Origin of the sequence: Brucella sp. 22210, from assembly GCF_052045675.1 — a bacterium.
Classification (GTDB): Bacteria; Pseudomonadota; Alphaproteobacteria; order Rhizobiales; family Rhizobiaceae; genus Brucella.
Window position 1 is genome coordinate 51,988 of the sequence record NZ_JBQEPD010000001.1, and the last position, 15,489, is coordinate 67,476.

Genomic DNA, 15,489 nt, shown 5'->3' on the forward strand with positions numbered 1-15,489 from the left:
AGGGATTAGAGTCCACATATGAAAAAAGGCGCAGTTTCCCGCGCCTTTTTTCGTCTTGGGAGAATTGTTCTTAATGAACAGATTCGCCGTGCAAAGAGATATCGAGACCTTCGATTTCGGCCTGCTTGCTTGGACGCAAGCCCATCACAGCCTTGACCACGTAGAGGATGATGGCCGTAGCGATTGCGGTGTAGACGACGGTTACGGCAGCACCGAAGAACTGCTTGCCCATCGTGGCACCTTCGCCAGCCGCATTGATGGTGGCGTCTGCAAAGAAACCGGTCAGAACCGCACCAACGAAACCGCCAACGCCATGGACGCCGAACGCATCAAGCGAGTCGTCATAGCCGAGAGCGTGCTTGATCTTGACGGCTGCAATGTAGCAGATCGCGCCAGCGACGATGCCGATGATGAGAGCGCCCGTCGGGTTGACGAAACCGGCAGCAGGCGTAATCGCAACGAGACCGGCAACGGCGCCCGAAATAATGCCGAGCACGCTTGGCTTACCGGCAACAGCCCATTCCACGAACATCCAGGCCAGAGCCGCACCGGCAGTCGCAACCTGCGTGTTGAGCATGGCAACACCAGCCAGTGCATTCGCGCCAGCGGCAGAACCGGCGTTGAAGCCGAACCAGCCCACCCACAGAAGGGCAGCGCCGATGACCGAGAGAACGAGGTTGTGCGGGGCCATGTTGGTGTGGCCGTAGCCATCACGCTTGCCGAGGATGAGCGCAGCCACCAGACCGGCAACACCGGCATTGATATGAACGACCGTACCGCCGGCAAAGTCGAGAACACCATCGGAAGCCATGAAACCGCCGCCCCAGACCCAATGCGCGACCGGGATATAGACGATGAAGAGCCACAGGGTCAGGAAGACCAGCATGGACGAGAACTTCATGCGTTCAGCAAACGAACCGGCAATCAGCGCAGGCGTGATGATCGCGAAAGTCATCTGGAAGGTGATGAAAACATATTCCGGGATGGTGCCGGTCAGCGATTCCATCGTTACGCCGGAGAAGAAGGCCTTCGACAGACCGCCGATGTACGAATTCATCGAACCGCCGTCGGTGAAGGCGAGCGAATAGCCAGCGACCATCCACAGCACGGACATGAGGCAGGTAATGGCAAAGCTCTGCATCACCGTGGACAGCACGTTCTTCTTGCGCACCATGCCGCCATAGAACAGCGCAAGGCCCGGAATGGTCATCATCAACACAAGCGCGGTTGACGTCAGCATCCAGGCCGTATCGCCCGTATCGAGAGTGGGCGTGGGTGCCGCAGGGGCTGCGGCGTCCTGAGCCAACGCCATTCCAGCCATGGCGACAAGCGCAGGCAAAGTGGCCAAAAGAGCTGCTGGCTTGATTCTTCCTGTTATGAGCATCGAATATCTCCGTCGAATGGCGGTTTCAAACGCGTATGCGCTGGAAAGACCGGTTCAAACAGAGAGAAACAAAAATCGTGCCAGTTGCAGAAACGAGGGGCACAAAATGTGATTTTTTTGTGAAGCCGAGGATTACGAGTTCCGAGAGAACCCGAAAAGCCGGGCTTTTTCTGCCAGAGGTTTAGGCAAAATCAGGCTAAGTGATTCTGGCGATTCAGTTTTTCAGCGCCCTGTCGGAGCGCTGAACTTTACGGCCCACCATCGAATTGCACAATATTTATACAGCAATAACCGGCACGATTAATATTTAATCATTCTTTCTTTTCGTGCACACGAATTAGCCCTTCCTGTGCAACGGAAGCCACCAGAATCCCGTCCCGCGTATAAAGCGCGCCGCGATTGAACCCGCGAGCCCCCGAAGCGCTCGGCGTGTCCTGCGTATAAAGCAGCCAGTCATCCAGCTTAAACGGACGATGAAACCACATGGCATGATCAAGGCTTGCCGCCTGAAGATCACGATCGAAGATCGAGCGCCCATGCGGATGCAGCGAGGTATCGAGAAGCGTCATATCCGACAGATAGGCGAGAATTGCCGCCTGGAGCGCCCGATCATCAGGGACAATACCGTTTGCGCGCACCCAAACATGCTGCACCGGCTCCAGCTTCTCCCGCGAGAAATAATGCGTGAGCTGGACTGGCTTGATCTCGATTGGCCGCTCCCGCTCCCAATATTTGCGGACATTGGCCGGAGCAAGATGCAGATATTGCTCCTTGATGTCGCGATCGCCGAGCAATTGTTCCGGCAACGGCAACCCTTCCGGCATGGCGATCTGATGATCGAGACCGCCCTCATCCACCTGAAACGAAGCCGACAGCGTGAAGATGGCCTTGCCGTGCTGTTTGGCCAGCACGCGCCGCGTATTGAAGCTCGACCCGTCGCGAATACGATCCACTTCATAGATGATCGGAATTGCCGGATCGCCGGGACGCACGAAATAGCCATGCAACGAATGCACATGCCGCTCTGGTTCCACCGTCCTTTGGGCCGCAATCAGCGCCTGACCGATCACCTGACCACCGAATACACGCTGCCAGCCCACTTGCGGGCTGTTACCGCGAAACAGATCCATCTCCAGCGTTTCCAGATCGAGTATCGAAAGCAGCTCGCGCATGGAAGCGGTCTGACCTGCGCTCTCGCCTGAGACAGGCCCTGCGACAGGCTTGGCATCGGACTGCTGATATTCGGACTTTTCGCGATCGGACATGGACAGCCTAACTCCTGCGACCCTATATGAACCTAATAAACCTATGGCTCATGTTTGTTCCCGACGGCAGAAATCTGTCAAGTGGCGTGGCTGCTTTTAGGGTTCCGCCTCCTTGCGAACATGCCTCACAGTGCCGCGGCAAAATATCGGCTTCACTCTTGCCGTATTTGTGCCAGAAGCGCACAAGCATGGTATAGGCTTTCCGGAAAGGACGAACTGATGGCTGCGAAATCCAAACAGACAAGCACCAGCAACACCGACCTGCTGATCGCCGGCGGCGGTTATGTCGGCCTCGTCACGGCGGTCGCGGTCAAGTCTGCGGCGCCGCATCTTTCCGTTACTGTTGTCGACGGCGCCCCTGCTGGCGCCTGGAAGACCGACCCGCGCGCCTCTTCGATTGCGGCTGCCGCATCGCGCATGCTCGACAAGCTCGGCTGCTGGCAGGAAATCGTGCCTGAGGCGCAGCCGATCACCGAAATGGTCATCACCGATTCGCGCGTATCCGACCCGGTGCGACCCGTTTTCCTGACCTTTTCAGGCGATGTGGACCCGGGTGAGCCCTTTGCCCATATGGTCGAAAATCGCGTTCTCAACACCGCCCTGCATAACAAGGCCGACGCACTGGGCATCAGCTTTCTCGAAGCAACCAGCGTGAACGGCTTTGAGACCAAGCCGGAAACCGTGGCCGTGGCGCTTTCCGATGGCAACACAATCGAGACCCGGCTTCTGATTGCTGCCGACGGCGCGCGCTCGCGCCTGCGCGATCAGGCGGGCATCAAAACCGTCAACTGGGACTACGGCCAGTCCGGCATCGTCTGCAACGTGTCGCATGAAAAGCCGCATGGCGGACGCGCCGACGAGCATTTCCTGCCTGCCGGGCCTTTTGCCATCCTGCCGCTCAAGGGCAATCGCAGCTCGCTGGTGTGGACCGAACGCACTGCTGACGCCGACCGCCTGATCCGTGAAGATGATTTCGTCTTCGAAGCCGAACTGGAGCAGCGTTTTGGCCACCGTCTCGGCTCGCTGCATGTCGAAGGTCCACGCCGCGCCTTCCCGCTTGGCCTGACGCTGGCGCGCGAATTCGTAAAGCCGCGCTTTGCCCTCGTCGGCGATGCCGCGCATCGCATCCACCCGATTGCCGGACAAGGTCTCAATCTTGGTTTCCGCGATGCGGCAGCCATTGCCGAAGTCATCGTCGAAACGGATCGTCTCGGCCTCGATATCGGATCATTCGCAGCACTCGAACGCTACCAGTCCTGGCGTCGGTTCGACACGGTGCAGATGGGTGTGACGACCGATGTGCTCACCAAGCTGTTTTCCAACGACAACCCGGCCATCCGCTCCATCCGCGATATTGGTCTTGGTCTCGTTGATCGCGTTCCCAGCCTGAAATCCTTCTTCATCAAGCAGGCCGCCGGGCTGTCCGGTGAAACGCCACGCTTGTTGAAAGGGCAGTCGATCTGATCGCCTGCTCTCAGATTGCTGCCTATTAATCGCTGGAAGCCACCGCCAAGCGCCCTATATCCGTGACGGACAATCACCAAGAGGAGCTTCCCCATGGATAGAAAAGCAACCGCAGTCTGGCAAGGCACGCTCAAGGAAGGCAAAGGCACGCTCAATACCCAGAGCGGCGCGCTGAAAGACCTTCCCTATGACTTCAAGGCCCGTTTCGAAGATGAAAGCGGGCGCGCAGGAACCAATCCTGAAGAGCTTCTTGGCGCAGCACATGCGGGCTGCTTTGCGATGCAGCTTTCCGCCTTGCTGACGCAGAACGGCACCCCGGCAGAAAAGCTGGAAGCAACGGCAGTGGTCAGCATCGGCCCTGCCTCGGGTGGCGGTTTTGAGATTACCCGCAGCGCACTGACGCTCAATGCCAAGATTCCGGGCATTTCCTCTGATGATTTCGACAGCCTTGCGAAGAAGGCAAAGGAATCCTGTCCGCTTTCGAAGGCGCTCGGCGCAATCGAAGTGACGCTGGACGCGAAACTGGTCTGAGACCACCAAAGGCCGGTTTTTGAGCGCATCCCGAAAAGTGTGAAACGCCTCCGCAGCGAAATCAGTCCACTGGACTGATTTCTGATCCTGCTTCGATCGGAAAAGATGCGCGTTAGAACAAACCCATAGAGCGCCGATCTGATCCAATCAGATCGAATGCGCTCTAAGGAACCCGCCTTTTATTCCGGCAGATGACAGACGGCCTCAATATTGTGCCCGTCTGGATCGGTCACGAAGGCCGCGTAATAATCAGGATGGTAATCGGCGCGAAGGCCCGGCTTGCCATTGTCGCTGCCGCCGGCTGCAATGGCCGCTTCATAGAAGCGATCCACTTCCAAACGCGTGCCAGCCGAAAAGGCGACATGCAGAACGCCTTCCAGTTTCGCGCCCTTCTGCTTGCCGATCCAGAATTCCGGCTTGCCATTGCGCCCATATCCAACCCAGTCACCGAATTCCATGGCGCGGGTAATGCCCAGTGGGGCAAGCGCCTCATCATAGAATTTGCGCGACTTGGGCATGCTGGAAATGTTGAAGCCAATATGGTCGAGCATGATTGCCCATTCTCCGTGCTGCCTTGTTATCTCAAGACATATCGGCAGCAACGTAAAGGTCAAGACCATGCAATCAATGAGTGCATAGTCCTCACGGGAATCCTGACAAAGAAAAAGGGGAAGGCAACAGCCTTCCCCTTTTCTAATTTTCAGATCGATCGCGCGATTACACGCGGCGCTCGACCATCATCTTTTTAATCTCGGCAATCGCCTTGGCCGGGTTCAAACCCTTCGGGCAGGTCTGCGCGCAGTTCATGATCGTGTGGCAGCGATAGAGACGGAACGGATCCTCAAGATTGTCGAGGCGTTCGCCCTTGGCTTCGTCGCGGCTGTCGATCAGCCAGCGATAGGCCTGAAGCAGCACAGCCGGGCCGAGGTAACGGTCGCCGTTCCACCAGTAGCTCGGGCACGAGGTCGAGCAGCAGGCGCACAGAATGCACTCATAAAGACCGTCCAGCTTCTGGCGGTCATCATGGCTCTGCAGCCATTCCTTCTGCGGCTCCGGCGAAACCGTCTTGAGCCAAGGCTCAATGGAACGGTGCTGGGCGTAGAAGTTGTTGAGGTCCGGAACGAGATCCTTGACCACTGGCATGTGCGGCAGCGGATAAACCTTGATGGTCCCCTTGATGTCGTCCATGCCCTTGGTGCAGGCCAGCGTATTGGCGCCGTCGATGTTCATTGCGCAGGAACCGCAAATGCCTTCACGGCACGAACGGCGCAGCGTCAGCGTCGGATCGATCTTGTTCTTGATATAGAGCAGACCGTCCAGAACCATCGGGCCGCAATCGTCGCGATCGACATAATAGGTGTCGATGCTCGGATTGGCGTCGTCGTCCGGCGACCAGCGATAAATACGGAATTCCGTGACGCGCTTTGCGCCATCAGGACGGGGCCAGGTCTTGCCCTCCTGCATGCGGGAATTCTTGGGAAGTGCGAGTTCAACCATTGCTCTTTCCCTTAATCAGTAAACGCGCTTCTTCGGCGCAATCTTGGCGAGGCTGATGCCACCTTCTTCTTCCGTCGTGAGCGGATCGAGGTGAACGGCGCGATAACCGAGCGTCACCTTGCCGTCCGGCGAGAGCCAGGACAGGGTGTGCTTGCGCCACTCGGCATCGTTACGGTCCGGGAAATCCTCATGCGCGTGAGCGCCGCGGCTTTCATGACGTGCTTCCGCCGAAACAACGGTCGTCAACGCGTTGGCCATGAGGTTTTCAAGTTCGAGCGTTTCGACAAGATCGGAGTTCCAGATCATCGAGCGGTCGGAAACCTTAATATCCGGCAGTTCGTGCCAGAGCTTTTCCATGCGCTCGCAGCCCTGCTTGAGCGATTCCGACGTGCGGAACACGGCGGCATCTTCCTGCATGGTGCGCTGCATCTTTTCGCGCAGCTCTGCCGTCGGCGTCGAGCCGTTGGCGTAACGCAGGCGATGGAAACGATCCATGATCTTTTCGACTGCGGCTTCGTTGATGTCCGGGATCTTCGCAGCGCGGTCGATGACTTCGCCAGCGCGGATCGCAGCCGCACGACCGAACACCACAAGATCGATCAGCGAGTTGGAGCCGAGACGGTTGGCGCCGTGCACCGAAGCGCAGCCCGCTTCGCCGACAGCCATCAGGCCCGGCTGGACGCGATCCGGATCTTCCGGCGTCGGGTTCAGCACTTCGCCCCAGTAATTGGTCGGAATGCCGCCCATATTGTAGTGAACGGTTGGCAGAACCGGGATCGGCTCCTTGGTCACGTCCACGCCTGCGAAAATCTTGGCCGACTCGGAGATGCCCGGCAGGCGTTCATGCAGAACGGCGGGATCGAGATGGTCGAGATGCAGGAAGATGTGGTCCTTGGCCTTACCGACGCCACGACCGGCGCGGATTTCCATGGTCATGCAGCGCGAAACAACGTCACGCGAGGCAAGATCCTTGGCCGATGGCGCATAGCGTTCCATGAAGCGCTCGCCTTCGGAATTGACCAGATATCCACCTTCGCCGCGTGCGCCTTCAGTGATGAGGCAGCCTGCGCCGTAAATGCCGGTCGGATGGAACTGAACGAATTCCATATCCTGAAGCGGCAGGCCAGCGCGCGCAGCCATGCCGCCGCCGTCGCCGGTGCAGGTATGGGCCGAGGTGGCCGAGAAGTAGGAGCGACCATAACCGCCCGTCGCCAGAACCACCATCTTGGCGGAGAAGCGATGAATGGTGCCGTCATCGAGGTTCCACGCCACGACGCCGGTGCAGACACCGTCGGTCATGATCAGGTCGAGCGCGAAATATTCGATGAAGAACTGTGCGTTGTTCTTCAGGCTCTGGCCGTAAAGCGTGTGCAGAATGGCATGGCCGGTACGGTCAGCGGCAGCGCAGGTGCGCTGAACCGGAGGACCGTCGCCGAAATTCTGCATGTGGCCGCCGAACGGACGCTGGTAAATCTTGCCTTCTTCCGTACGCGAGAACGGCACACCATAGTGCTCCAGCTCGTAAACGGCGGCAGGCGCTTCACGCGCCAGATATTCCATCGCATCGGTATCGCCGAGCCAGTCCGATCCCTTGACAGTATCGTACATGTGCCACTGCCAGCTGTCCGGGCCCATATTCTTCAGCGAGGCGGCAATGCCGCCCTGCGCCGCAACCGTATGCGAACGGGTTGGGAAAACCTTCGTGATACAGGCTGTCTTCAGGCCCTGCTCGGCCATGCCGAGCGTGGCGCGCAGACCAGCGCCACCGGCGCCAACCACGACAACGTCGAACTTGTGATCGACAAACTTGTAGGCCTTTTCGCCCGCAGCAGGAGCTGCATTCTTTTCTGCACTAGCCATCGGGCTATCAACCTCCGAAGCTGAGCTTGAGGATCGCGAAAACGCAGGCAAAACCGACCACCGCCGCAAAGAAGGTGTTCAGCATCACCAGCACGATCTTCATGCCTTCGCCATGCACATAATCTTCGATAATGACCTGCATGCCCAAACGCATGTGATAGACGCCGGTCAGAACGAACAGCGCCATGATAATCGCGGTAAGGGGATGCGAGAGAGCAGCCCGGACTTCCGCAAAGCTTGCGCCATTGAGCGAAATCACCAGGCCGATGAAAAAGAGAACCAGCGGCACCAGAGCCACCGCCGTCATGCGCTGATACCAGAAATGGCTGGTGCCTTCCTTGGCGGAGCCAAGACCGCGAACCTTGCCAAGAGGCGTACGCATATCGTTATTCGAACCGCTCATGGGATCAGCCTCCTAGCGCACCGAGTAAGCGACGACCCAGACGAGGATCGTTGCGATGACCGAGAAGACAACCGTTGCCCAGGCAATCTTGGAAGCGGTGTGCTTTTCAAGACCGGCGCCGGTATCCCAGATGAAGTGACGAACGCCGCCAGCCAGATGGTGCAGCAGCGCCCAGGTGTAACCGAACAGAACGAGCTGGCCGATCCAGGAGCCGAAAACGGCGTTGACGGCATTGAAGCACTCTTCGCCAACGGCTGCGGAAATGAGCCAGGCTGCAAGCAGCAATGTGCCGAAATAGAGCGCCCCACCCGTGATACGATGCACGATGGACATCGTCATCGTGATGACCGGCTTATAGACGGACAGGTGCGGCGACAAAGGACGCGGACGCGTTACGGTCGGTTGTGTCATGGTTCTCGTTGGCCTCTCGTGGGGCTTCCCTGACGTTTCTCCCCCGGCAATACCCACCGACGATGATCGGCCGGGCGTACCGGATGGCGGGTTTCTGAAAACCCAGTTTTGAAGTCGCCCTTCACGCAAGGTACCGGAACTTCCGATCCTGCGTCGGCACGACCCAAGAAATATGGCGAGACCGTGGAATACGGCCTTATGTGCCGCTTTCTACTGCTCTTTTACCATCACGTCAAAGAAGCTTTTTCACGAAAAGACTAACAATTGGTCGCACCTTTGCGACACATTCACGTGATTGCGGCCTTCAATCGTTTGAAGGCCGCAATTTCGAAAAACATGTGTAAATTCATCAACTTTAGTAAAGACGCATCAAGCGCCGAATCGAATCACATAGCTCGACCAGTCAGCCGCCGTCGCGATCTGCTCATAGAGCTTGCGGCCGTCTTCCGGCACGCGCGGTGCATTGAGCACAAGCTTGGACCAGCTGCGTTCTTCCGCCTTGTCGGCCAGCAGGTCGATCAGCGCCTTGGCGATGCCTTTGCCCCGGTGATCGTGATGGACATAGATGTGATCCACCTGCCCTGCGCGCAGGCCCGATACCGGCTCCGGGAGATCGTAGAAAATCACGAAGCCGACAAGGTTCCCGTCCACACGCGCGCCGAGAATTTCAGTGGCGCGGTCCTGCAAAAGATGCTCGGCGTAATAATCGTCGGGACGGCGCGGCGCTCCACGCTTCAGCGCCTGCGCATAGCTGGCAAGCAGCGGCGCAAATTCGTGGGCATCACGAAGATGAAGATGCGCAATATCGACGGCATGATCTTTGGTCATTAAACATTCCTTGGCCTTCGGGGCGGTTCAAGTCGCCTTTGGTCACAACGCGGCGAAGCAGTTGCGTCCAAAGACTTATCCGATTGTAGCCAGCACGGATGAAAAAGGTAAAGAAAGAGTTAAGATGATCTGGAAACTCTTTTTGCGTCAGACGGCAAAGGTGAAACCGCACCATGGCAAACCGAAACAGAATAGCCTTGATAGCTTCATGTGCACTTGCGCTTGCCGGCTGGGTCGCGACGGCATCCGCCGACACCACTTTGCGCTATGCCGACGCATCGGGAAACCTGATCATGCAAAAGGCGAATGGCGGCCCAAAGATCATCCGTGTCGGTGCGGCGCATAAGGACCCGACATTGCAGATGCCGCGCCGGGCGCAGGGCACGACGACCATCACCGCGCCGCAAGACAAGGCTGTTGCCTATATCGTCGGCCCGCCGAACAGCAGCTGCGAAAGCGCTGTTCTTCTGCGCGGGCGCTCATTCATGTATGGGCTGGATAGCGGAGAAACGCCGGTTCTGGATCACCCGGGCTGTTGAGCCGGATTATCCACGTGTGCGGGCTGATCCCGACGGGCGAAACTCCACGACATTCTCATCCGAGATGATCGGCGATGCCGCGCGCACGCAATTGCGACCGCCCTTTTTCGCCTCGTACAGCGCGCCGTCAGCCCGTTTGTAGAGATCGGAAAACATGTCGTCGAATTCCATCTCGGCAACGCCGAAGCTGGCGGTGAAATCTATATCGCCACTATGGCTCGGAATTTTAATCGTGCCGCATGCCAGACGCAAACCATCGGCACAGCGCGACGCCGACTGAATGGTGTTTCCCGGCAGCAGGACCGCAAATTCCTCTCCGCCCATACGCGCGGCAAAGCCGCCTCGGGCAACTGCCGTCTTGCGCAATTCAGCAGCAAAGGCCGCAATGACACGGTCGCCCAGCGCATGGCCGTAATTGTCATTTATCAGTTTGAAATAGTCGATATCGCAAACCACGAGCGACAAGGCCTGCCGCGACCGCTTCGATTTATCGATCGCCGCTTCCGCCCGCAACGCAAAGCCACGGCGATTGAGCAGGGCCGACAGCTCGTCCGTTTCAGAACGGATAGTCATGTCCGAAAGCAGTTCACGCATCAGGCTCAACAGCAACAGCAGCCCCGCCGCGACCGACAGACCTGCGCCAATCGACTGGGCAAAAAGCGCATAGGCCGTGTTCACATAATCGTTCGGCTCGCTGCCCGCCCCACCTGACACATCGGCGAGCACGGGTTTCAAAAGAAAATGTAACGCACTCAAAGCAAAGAGCGCGGCCATCATCATATCGACGGCACCACGCCTGCTGAAACGCAGGATAACCCAGACGGCAAGCGCCAAGGCCAGAAAATAAGGCGTCTGGTAGAGAAACAAGCCCGCCCAGCTGCTGCGCGCAATGCCGTAAATGGCGTAAATCATCACCAGCGAAAGGAACACAAGCAGACCGAGCATCTTCAACGGCACCGGAGCGGCATACATGCGCGCCAGACCGATGACGAGGCAAACCAGCGTCATAAGATAAGTTGCGAAGGCGAGCATATAGCCAAGACGCGGGCTTGGCATGGACGGCATCGCCAGCTCGGTCAGGAAATAAAGCATCGCAAAAACGAAGCCCATCGCGAAGACGCGCGCAGCCGCATTGCCTTGCGCGTAAACGGCAATGCCGAAAAACGCGAAGGCAAACAGACCGGATACGGTCATGTTGATGATGAGAATGAAATCGGCCCCGCCCATGAATGCCTTTTCCGTTCGAAGCGCGTCAAATAAGAAAACACTAATCTAACAGCACTTGCATATACATGGAATATGCGGGGAAACCATGAAGAAGCTCATAAGACCAGTGCTTTTTAAGGCATTAATCTCGATATTTATATTTAGAACAGAGCATAAAGAAAAAGCCGCCGGATCGCTCCGGCGGCTTTTTCAAATCGGTGTCTTACGGAACTCAGTTCCAGTCGCGAATGTCGACGAAGTGACCGGCAATCGCAGCAGCGGCAGCCATGGCTGGCGATACGAGATGGGTGCGGCCCTTGAAGCCCTGACGGCCTTCGAAGTTACGGTTCGAGGTCGAAGCGCAACGTTCACCCGGCTTCAGGCGGTCGTCATTCATCGCAAGGCACATGGAGCAGCCCGGCTCGCGCCAGTCAAAACCGGCTTCGATGAAGATCTTGTCGAGGCCTTCAGCTTCCGCCTGTTCCTTCACGAGACCCGAACCCGGCACGATCATCGCGTTGACGCCATCGGCAACCTTCTTACCAGCGGCCATACGCGCTGCGTCGCGCAGATCTTCGATACGACCATTGGTGCAGGAACCGATGAAAACGCGGTCGATCTTGATGTCGGTCATCTTGGTTCCCGGCTTCAGACCCATATAGTCGAGCGCACGCCACTTGGATGCACGCTTGGTTTCGTCCTTGATTTCGTCCGGATTTGGAACGATGTCGGTGACGAAAACAACGTCTTCCGGCGAAGAGCCCCAGGAGACGACCGGCGAAATCTTGGCGGCATCCAGCTCGACGATCTTGTCGAAATGCGCACCTTCATCCGAATGCAACGTCTTCCAGTAGGCGATAGCCAGTTCCAGCGCTTCACCCTTCGGCGCGCGCGGCTTGTCCTGCACATAGGCGAAGGTCGTTTCGTCCGGAGCGATCAGACCAGCGCGTGCGCCACCTTCAATCGACATGTTGCAGACGGTCATGCGACCTTCCATCGACAGCGAGCGAATGGCGCTGCCTGCATATTCGATCACGTAGCCGGTGCCGCCAGCGGTGCCGATTTCACCGATGATGGCGAGCGTGATGTCCTTGGCGGTGACGCCGGGAGCCAGTTCGCCCTCAACACGCACCAGCATGTTCTTGGCTTTCTTCTGGATCAGCGTCTGGGTCGCGAGCACATGCTCAACTTCCGACGTACCGATACCATGCGCCAGCGAACCGAACGCGCCATGGGTCGAGGTGTGGCTGTCGCCGCAAACAATCGTCATGCCCGGCAGGGTGAAGCCCTGTTCCGGTCCAACGATGTGCACGACGCCCTGACGGCGATCGCGTTCGGAATAATATTCGACATTGAAATCGGCAGCATTCTTGGCGAGAGCCTCAACCTGAATGCGGCTTTCTTCGTTCTTGATGCCGTTGACGCGATCTTTCGAAGTCGGCACGTTGTGATCGACCACGGCGAGCGTCTTCTCGGGATGGCGCACCGGACGGCCAGCCATGCGCAGGCCTTCGAAAGCCTGCGGGCTCGTCACTTCGTGCACAAGATGGCGATCAATATAAAGGAGGCAGGTACCATCTTCCTGCTGATCCACTACATGGTCGTCCCAGATCTTGTCATAAAGTGTACGCGGCGCGCTCATTGCGAGAGTTCCTTTGAACGGTTCTTAATTTGGCCTGTCATATGCACCTGCCATCGCGTTTCGTCAAGAAACTGAAACCGCAACAGGGTGTCGCAGTAACAATCTTGCGCAAAGTCGGCAGAATTATGCCTGATATTATGTGTCTCGGTGCATTTGGCAAATAAAAAAGGCGGCCATAGGCCGCCTTTTTCAAAGATCTCTGACTGAACCTTATTCAGCAGCGGTCTTGGCAGCTTCGGCCTTGGCAGCGGCAGCCTTGTCAGCTTCGCGCTCAGCCTTGGTGCGGTTGTCTTTCTTTTCAGAAATACGGGCAGCCTTACCGGTGAGGCCACGCAGGTAGTAAAGCTTGGCGCGACGGACCTTACCGCGGCGAACCAGCTCAACGCCTTCAACGATCGGCGAGTAAACCGGGAATACGCGCTCTACGCCTTCGCCGTACGAAATCTTGCGAACGGTGAAGTTTTCGTTGAGGCCAGCGCCCGAACGAGCAATGCAGACGCCTTCATAGGCCTGCACGCGGGTACGCGTACCTTCGGTAACGCGAACCTGAACGCGAACCGTGTCGCCCGGCTGGAAATCTGGAAGCTTGCGCTTTTCTTCGATCTTTGCTGCCTGTTCGGCTTCAAGCTGACGAATGATGTCGGTCATCGTCTGACTCCTTCTATGTTCTTTTCAAACAGTCAGAGCGCTCTGCACTTGCCGCCAAGCAATCCTTGGCCTTGCGGCTATGCCTTCAATATCAGGCAGGAGCGGTACACCATTTATTGGTTTACGGACGTCTCGGGCTTGGCCCGAACGAGGTATTGCAATGTCGGGTTCCCCCGAACAGACGCGCAAATACAGCATTGCGAGGGGTTTGTCACGCCCTGTCAGAATTTTTAATAGCCAGCCGCAAGCGACTATGTCAGAAATATTGCAAAAATAAATGCTTCACACGTAAGCAATCAAAAAAAGCATAAAGCTAAAATGGGGACAATATGACTATCAAACAACCGTCACCCTCATTGTATAATGAGGATCTGGCGCCCGCTGTCGAACGCAAATGGGGCGCTTTCAGTATTTTCAATGTCTGGACATCGGACGTCCATAGTCTTTGGGGCTATTATCTTGCTGCAAGCCTTTTTCTGCTTTGTGGCAGCTTTCTGAACTTTATCATTGCCATCGGCCTTGGCTCTCTGGTGATCTTCTTCCTGATGAGCCTCGTCGGCAATGCGGGCGTGCGGACAGGTGTGCCATTTCCGGTGCTGGCGCGCGCGTCTTTCGGCACATTCGGCGCGAATTTTCCGGCGCTCGTGCGCGGCGGCGTCGCCTGCTTCTGGTATGGCGCGCAGACGGCGGCAGCCTCTGGCGCGCTCGTTGCGCTGCTGATCCGCAATGACAGCATGCTGGCCTTTCACCAGAACAGCCATTTGCTCGGCCACTCCACCCTTGAAGTCATCTGCTACGTGCTAGTCTGGGCGGCGCAGTTGCTGATCATCCAGCGTGGCATGGAAACGGTGCGCCGCTTTCAGGATTGGGCGGGTCCGGCTGTCTGGATCATGATGCTCATTCTGGCCGTCTATCTGGTCATCAAGGCTGGTACATTCTCCTTTGGCAGCGAAATCCCACGCGATATTCTGCTGGAGAAGACAAGGGACGCTGGCGTATCCGGCGAGCCGGGTTCCATCGCCGCGCTGGCAGCGGTCGCCGCCACCTGGATCACCTATTTCGCAGCACTTTATCTCAATTTCTGCGACTTCTCGCGCTATGCCAAGGATGAAGCGGCACTGCGGCGCGGCAATCTATGGGGCCTGCCGGTCAATCTTCTGGCCTTCTGCCTCGTTGCCGGTGTCACAACCACCGCCGCATTCACCGTTTATGGCGAAGTGCTGCTGCACCCCGACCAGATTTCAGCAAAGTTCGACAGCTGGTTTCTGGCGCTTCTGGCCGCGCTGACATTCACTGTCGCCACGCTCGGCATCAATGTGGTGGCAAACTTCGTTTCCGCCGCCTTCGATTTCTCGAATACATTTCCGCAGAAGGTTTCCTTCAAGCGGGGCGGCGTTATCGCAGCGCTGATCGCGCTGATCCTCTATCCGTTCGCGCCATGGGAAACCGGCGCTGCACATTTCGTCAATTTCCTGGGTTCCACCATGGGGCCGATCTTCGGGATCATGATGGTCGACTATTATCTGCTGCGTCGCGGACAGCTGAATGTCGCCGATCTTTATCAGGAGAATGGTGAATTCCGCTTCCAGAACGGCTGGCACGTCAAGGCTTTCATCGCCTTTGCGATTGGCGCTCTGTTCTCGTCTGTCCTGCCGATGGCCACCAGTCTTCTGCCGGACTGGTGGGCAACCTATGGCTGGTTCTTCGGCGTCGGCATTGGCGGCGGCGTCTATTTCATACTCCGCAGGCCGGAAGTGCAGGCTCACGCATCCGCAAAGCAGCACGCATGAAACAAAATGCCCGGTGAAAAC

Annotated in this window: 15 protein-coding genes; 4 read left to right on the forward strand and 11 right to left on the reverse strand. The window is 57.4% G+C overall.

The window, feature by feature from the left end:
• Nucleotides 1–70 precede the first annotated feature (70 nt).
• Nucleotides 71–1,384 (reverse strand): ammonium transporter, encoded by a 1,314-nt coding sequence (locus ACTJKP_RS00275; protein ID WP_078337545.1) that lies wholly within the window; start codon nucleotides 1,382–1,384, stop codon nucleotides 71–73.
• A gap of 311 nt (nucleotides 1,385–1,695) precedes the next feature.
• Nucleotides 1,696–2,649 (reverse strand): acyl-CoA thioesterase II, encoded by a 954-nt coding sequence (tesB, locus tag ACTJKP_RS00280; RefSeq protein WP_440629309.1) that lies wholly within the window; start codon nucleotides 2,647–2,649, stop codon nucleotides 1,696–1,698.
• Between the two features lie 219 nt (nucleotides 2,650–2,868).
• On the opposite strand from tesB, the gene ACTJKP_RS00285 reads away from it, so the two are divergent.
• Both ACTJKP_RS00285 and ACTJKP_RS00290 read left to right on the forward strand, forming a co-directional pair.
• Entirely contained in the window at nucleotides 2,869–4,113 is a 1,245-nt protein-coding gene (locus ACTJKP_RS00285) for a ubiquinone biosynthesis hydroxylase (RefSeq protein ID WP_440629310.1), read from the forward strand.
• Between the two features lie 93 nt (nucleotides 4,114–4,206).
• The gene (locus tag ACTJKP_RS00290) at nucleotides 4,207–4,644 is read left to right on the forward strand and encodes an OsmC family protein (RefSeq protein ID WP_078337549.1); all 438 of its coding nucleotides are present in this window, start codon (nucleotides 4,207–4,209) and stop codon (nucleotides 4,642–4,644) included.
• A gap of 179 nt (nucleotides 4,645–4,823) precedes the next feature.
• Here the strand turns inward: ACTJKP_RS00290 and ACTJKP_RS00295 are convergent, their stop codons facing one another.
• From ACTJKP_RS00295 to ACTJKP_RS00320, 6 genes are all read right to left on the reverse strand, one after another.
• Nucleotides 4,824–5,195 carry a VOC family protein gene (locus ACTJKP_RS00295; protein ID WP_440629311.1) on the reverse strand — a complete coding sequence of 124 codons (372 nt, stop codon included), beginning with the start codon at nucleotides 5,193–5,195 and terminating at the stop codon, nucleotides 4,824–4,826.
• 166 nt (nucleotides 5,196–5,361) lie between these two features.
• Nucleotides 5,362–6,141: a succinate dehydrogenase iron-sulfur subunit gene (locus tag ACTJKP_RS00300; protein ID WP_078337551.1), complete on the reverse strand. Its 780-nt coding sequence runs from the start codon at nucleotides 6,139–6,141 to the stop codon at nucleotides 5,362–5,364.
• 15 nt (nucleotides 6,142–6,156) lie between these two features.
• Nucleotides 6,157–8,001, reverse strand: a complete 1,845-nt coding sequence (gene sdhA / locus ACTJKP_RS00305; RefSeq protein ID WP_440629312.1) for a succinate dehydrogenase flavoprotein subunit — start codon at nucleotides 7,999–8,001, stop codon at nucleotides 6,157–6,159.
• A 7-nt stretch (nucleotides 8,002–8,008) separates the two neighbouring features.
• On the reverse strand, nucleotides 8,009–8,404 hold the full coding sequence (sdhD, locus tag ACTJKP_RS00310) for a succinate dehydrogenase, hydrophobic membrane anchor protein (RefSeq protein WP_113533782.1): 396 nt from the start codon (nucleotides 8,402–8,404) through the stop codon (nucleotides 8,009–8,011).
• A 12-nt stretch (nucleotides 8,405–8,416) separates the two neighbouring features.
• Complete coding sequence (gene sdhC, locus ACTJKP_RS00315) at nucleotides 8,417–8,815, reverse strand: succinate dehydrogenase, cytochrome b556 subunit (RefSeq protein WP_440629313.1); 399 nt, start codon at nucleotides 8,813–8,815, stop codon at nucleotides 8,417–8,419.
• A gap of 369 nt (nucleotides 8,816–9,184) precedes the next feature.
• Nucleotides 9,185–9,643, reverse strand: coding sequence for a GNAT family N-acetyltransferase (locus tag ACTJKP_RS00320; protein ID WP_078337555.1), 459 nt, complete (start codon nucleotides 9,641–9,643; stop codon nucleotides 9,185–9,187).
• 173 nt (nucleotides 9,644–9,816) lie between these two features.
• Here ACTJKP_RS00320 and ACTJKP_RS00325 point away from each other — a divergent pair, with 173 nt between their 5' ends.
• The gene (locus ACTJKP_RS00325; RefSeq protein WP_440629314.1) at nucleotides 9,817–10,182 is read left to right on the forward strand and encodes a hypothetical protein; all 366 of its coding nucleotides are present in this window, start codon (nucleotides 9,817–9,819) and stop codon (nucleotides 10,180–10,182) included.
• Between the two features lie 6 nt (nucleotides 10,183–10,188).
• Here the strand turns inward: ACTJKP_RS00325 and ACTJKP_RS00330 are convergent, their stop codons facing one another.
• The 3 genes from ACTJKP_RS00330 to rplS all read right to left on the reverse strand — a co-directional run bounded on the left by ACTJKP_RS00330 (nucleotide 10,189) and on the right by rplS (nucleotide 13,678).
• Nucleotides 10,189–11,409: a diguanylate cyclase domain-containing protein gene (locus ACTJKP_RS00330; protein ID WP_440629315.1), complete on the reverse strand. Its 1,221-nt coding sequence runs from the start codon at nucleotides 11,407–11,409 to the stop codon at nucleotides 10,189–10,191.
• 211 nt (nucleotides 11,410–11,620) lie between these two features.
• Nucleotides 11,621–13,030 (reverse strand): 3-isopropylmalate dehydratase large subunit, encoded by a 1,410-nt coding sequence (leuC, locus tag ACTJKP_RS00335; RefSeq protein WP_440629316.1) that lies wholly within the window; start codon nucleotides 13,028–13,030, stop codon nucleotides 11,621–11,623.
• Nucleotides 13,031–13,240: 210 nt separating this feature from the next.
• Nucleotides 13,241–13,678 carry a 50S ribosomal protein L19 gene (rplS, locus tag ACTJKP_RS00340; protein WP_078337559.1) on the reverse strand — a complete coding sequence of 146 codons (438 nt, stop codon included), beginning with the start codon at nucleotides 13,676–13,678 and terminating at the stop codon, nucleotides 13,241–13,243.
• 329 nt (nucleotides 13,679–14,007) lie between these two features.
• Between rplS and ACTJKP_RS00345 the strand changes: the two genes are divergently transcribed.
• A complete protein-coding gene (locus ACTJKP_RS00345; protein WP_440629317.1) occupies nucleotides 14,008–15,468 on the forward strand; it encodes an NCS1 family nucleobase:cation symporter-1 in 1,461 nt (486 codons plus the stop codon).
• The last annotated feature ends 21 nt before the right edge of the window (nucleotides 15,469–15,489 follow it).

Excerpts from the sequence above, each read along its gene's own strand:
- ACTJKP_RS00275 (WP_078337545.1), bottom strand. The coding sequence starts at position 1,384 with ATGCTCATAACAGGAAGAATCAAGCCAGCAGCTCTTTTGGCCACTTTG.
- tesB (WP_440629309.1), bottom strand. The coding sequence starts at position 2,649 with ATGTCCGATCGCGAAAAGTCCGAATATCAGCAGTCCGATGCCAAGCCT.
- ACTJKP_RS00285 (WP_440629310.1), top strand. The coding sequence starts at position 2,869 with ATGGCTGCGAAATCCAAACAGACAAGCACCAGCAACACCGACCTGCTG.
- ACTJKP_RS00290 (WP_078337549.1), top strand. The coding sequence starts at position 4,207 with ATGGATAGAAAAGCAACCGCAGTCTGGCAAGGCACGCTCAAGGAAGGC.
- ACTJKP_RS00295 (WP_440629311.1), bottom strand. The coding sequence starts at position 5,195 with ATGCTCGACCATATTGGCTTCAACATTTCCAGCATGCCCAAGTCGCGC.
- ACTJKP_RS00300 (WP_078337551.1), bottom strand. The coding sequence starts at position 6,141 with ATGGTTGAACTCGCACTTCCCAAGAATTCCCGCATGCAGGAGGGCAAG.
- sdhA (WP_440629312.1), bottom strand. The coding sequence starts at position 8,001 with ATGGCTAGTGCAGAAAAGAATGCAGCTCCTGCTGCGGGCGAAAAGGCC.
- sdhD (WP_113533782.1), bottom strand. The coding sequence starts at position 8,404 with ATGAGCGGTTCGAATAACGATATGCGTACGCCTCTTGGCAAGGTTCGC.
- sdhC (WP_440629313.1), bottom strand. The coding sequence starts at position 8,815 with ATGACACAACCGACCGTAACGCGTCCGCGTCCTTTGTCGCCGCACCTG.
- ACTJKP_RS00320 (WP_078337555.1), bottom strand. The coding sequence starts at position 9,643 with ATGACCAAAGATCATGCCGTCGATATTGCGCATCTTCATCTTCGTGAT.
- ACTJKP_RS00325 (WP_440629314.1), top strand. The coding sequence starts at position 9,817 with ATGGCAAACCGAAACAGAATAGCCTTGATAGCTTCATGTGCACTTGCG.
- ACTJKP_RS00330 (WP_440629315.1), bottom strand. The coding sequence starts at position 11,409 with ATGGGCGGGGCCGATTTCATTCTCATCATCAACATGACCGTATCCGGT.
- leuC (WP_440629316.1), bottom strand. The coding sequence starts at position 13,030 with ATGAGCGCGCCGCGTACACTTTATGACAAGATCTGGGACGACCATGTA.
- rplS (WP_078337559.1), bottom strand. The coding sequence starts at position 13,678 with ATGACCGACATCATTCGTCAGCTTGAAGCCGAACAGGCAGCAAAGATC.
- ACTJKP_RS00345 (WP_440629317.1), top strand. The coding sequence starts at position 14,008 with ATGACTATCAAACAACCGTCACCCTCATTGTATAATGAGGATCTGGCG.